We start from the raw sequence: 2,646 nt of genomic DNA on the forward strand, positions 1-2,646 counted from the left end.
ATAGCCATCATGGTTGGTATTTATAGTCTTCAGGATAACGAAATCAAAGATAAAGCGTCCGGTTTTTTATCAAGCTGGTCATCTCCGGACAAAGGCATTATGTCCAAAGCATTCGCTGGGAATAGTAGCTATGGTGGAATAGTCGTGAATCGGGTCAATTCTGTTTATGACGGTGACACGATACGAGTGGATATAGATGGATGGCCTGAGATCGTCGGCAAGAATATCAGTATCCGAGTTAACGGAGTCGATACGCCTGAGATCAAAGGTGAGTGCATATTAGAGAAGAAAGCCGCCATTCGTGCCAGGGATTTTGTTTACGAAAAGCTTAGTACTGCTCAGAGAGTAGAGCTTAGAGAGATAAAGCGCGGCAAGTATTTCAGATTGATCGCTTACGTCTACATTGACGGTAAGGATCTTTCAGAAATGTTGATCAATGCAGGGCTCGCAAGAGTATACAATGGTGGTAGCAGACGCGGGTGGTGTAAATAGGAAATAAGATATACTTTTATACAATCATACAATGGGTGAATAAAAAGATCCCTAAAAAAAGACTCCTTACAAGCTGTTAACCAACATATATGGTGCTTGTGAAATTAAAGGAGGAAGTAATGATAATGAATATCGATGGTTTTATCCCTGGCTGTAAGAATAATGCTTGCCAAGTTTGCCTTGGTTATCTTCCACCATATTATGGGTGTTATATTAGGTATCACATTTGGTGATAATATGAGCATAGAATCTGTACATGGGAATTCCTCTGAAATGATTATTCACTCTGGAAAATGATAGAGAAAAAAAAACATACAAATCTCGAGCAAGGCTCCCTGAATGATGAAGCATTTGAGCTGTTACTGGGTCTTACCAGTATCCGTTCTGAACCTCTCATAGAAGCACTCAGAGATCACTATGTGTTCAACCTTTCTAAGAGTGCTTCATACACCAAGCATGGCGTAGATAAGACTATTTTCAGCCGAAAGTTGCGGGTTTTGGAAAAGGTCTTTGAGAGTGTTATTCAGTTTTTGAACGTTTACAAAGAAAGATAAATAGCTTGCAAGGTTTACTCTTTAGTGTAAACTATTATTCTAGATGTCTTCGTATACAAACACTGATGCAAAGGAACTTGCAAAATGAAAGTACTATCACTGGCTGCCGTTGTCTTTTTTACTATCTCTCTTTTTCCTAGTCCTTTAGTGGCTAAAGAAAAAAAGAGTGTTGAAAGTCTCCTGGTTGATGACTACAGATCACTGAACCTTGCCTACAATCTGTCTCCTCATGTTTTTAGTGTAGTCATGGATTTAAATGGAGTATTGGCAGATCAGTGCGACTATGTTGTACCAGCCCAACAACTGATCAGTAAAACATCCTACTTTGCTTTTCTGGTTGCATATACAGAAGTCAATGGGAAGGATGAACGTTACTTGTCGGCCCTGGATCAGATTAATTGTACTGCACCAGCTGAACACTTTTACAAAGTCATGCGTTCATAAGATCGCAACCTGAGATACAGGTCACGATGACCAAGAGGCTTTTTTTGTCATGTCAAGCAACGCCTAATGATGCCGTGATTTGAGAGCATTTGGTGTTCTATTACTAATAGATTTAATTGACGAATTAGCAGTATCAATCTAGTATTCAGAGTAACAGAGCCCAGTTCCTCTCCCTGACTTGATCAGGTGACGGCTGGGCCATCTTTTTTGTGCCGACCGAATTCAGGGAAGATGGAACAGAGTAGTACGACCCAGCCATACAGCGCCACCTCTAACAACACAAAGCCCTTCTTTGAATACCAAAAGCTTGTAGAACTACTGCAAAGTCGTGGTATGGGTATATCCTGTGAGACAAGAACAAGGCACAAGCTTGAACAAATAGGTTATTACCGACTCAGTGGTTATTGGTATCCTGCCAGAGTGTTTGAGAACCAGTGCAGAACTGACCGCTTCTATGAAAACACTCATTTTGACAATGTGGTCGACCTGTATGTGTTTGATAAGCAGCTTCGACTATTACTCTCTGATGCTCTTGAGCGTATCGAGATTTACATCCGTTCAATCATAGCCCATGAGATGGGGCGAGTATCGCCAATGTCTTACATATCTACTACTCACATCAGGCGTTCCTACGCAAGAAGTGGAGATTTCACAAAATGGCGTAAAAGACTGGAAAGAGAAATTGGTCGAAGTCGTGACGATAGTATTGTTTGGCACAAGGAATGTGATAAAGCTATACCGTTCTGGGTTGCAGTAGAGGCTTGGAATTTTGGGCTGCTAAGATTCTACTACAAAATGCTGAAGCCAGAATATCAGCAACAAGTTTGTGATCGAGTAGGTATCAGTAAGGTAAACACTTTGGATACATGGCTAGACGGTCTTAATATTCTTCGTAATCGCTGTGCTCATCATGGTAGAACATGGAACCGGTCTACAGGTGTCACATTCACGCCTCTGCAAAATAGTGAATACTTCAAAGCTCTCAATTTAAGTAACAAATCTCAAAACAGAGTTTATGGTGCTGTGGCAGTTATTTTCTATTTGCTCAGAGATATTAATCCAGAATCTTGCTGGTTAAAGCGACTCAGCAATTTGATTGATGGAATGCCTTCTGTCCCTGGTTGCTCTATCCAAGCGATGGGCATCCCTGATGATG

4 protein-coding genes are annotated in these 2,646 nt (G+C 41.0%); all 4 read left to right on the forward strand.

Going from position 1 to position 2,646, the window contains the following annotated elements:
• The coding region (locus KDK19_RS17515; protein ID WP_257292468.1) for a thermonuclease family protein at positions 1–492 on the forward strand (492 nt) is incomplete at its 5' end.
• Between the two features lie 293 nt (positions 493–785).
• Positions 786–1,046 (forward strand): adhesin biosynthesis transcription regulatory family protein, encoded by a 261-nt coding sequence (locus KDK19_RS17520; RefSeq protein ID WP_257292469.1) that lies wholly within the window; start codon positions 786–788, stop codon positions 1,044–1,046.
• Positions 1,047–1,130: 84 nt separating this feature from the next.
• Positions 1,131–1,490 carry a hypothetical protein gene (locus KDK19_RS17525; protein ID WP_257292470.1) on the forward strand — a complete coding sequence of 120 codons (360 nt, stop codon included), beginning with the start codon at positions 1,131–1,133 and terminating at the stop codon, positions 1,488–1,490.
• A gap of 231 nt (positions 1,491–1,721) precedes the next feature.
• Positions 1,722–2,646, forward strand: a 925-nt coding sequence (locus tag KDK19_RS17530) for an Abi family protein (protein WP_257292471.1), incomplete at its 3' end; no start/stop codon positions are given.

This window comes from Endozoicomonas sp. ONNA1 (genome assembly GCF_024606325.1).
Classification (GTDB): Bacteria; Pseudomonadota; Gammaproteobacteria; order Pseudomonadales; family Endozoicomonadaceae; genus Endozoicomonas_A.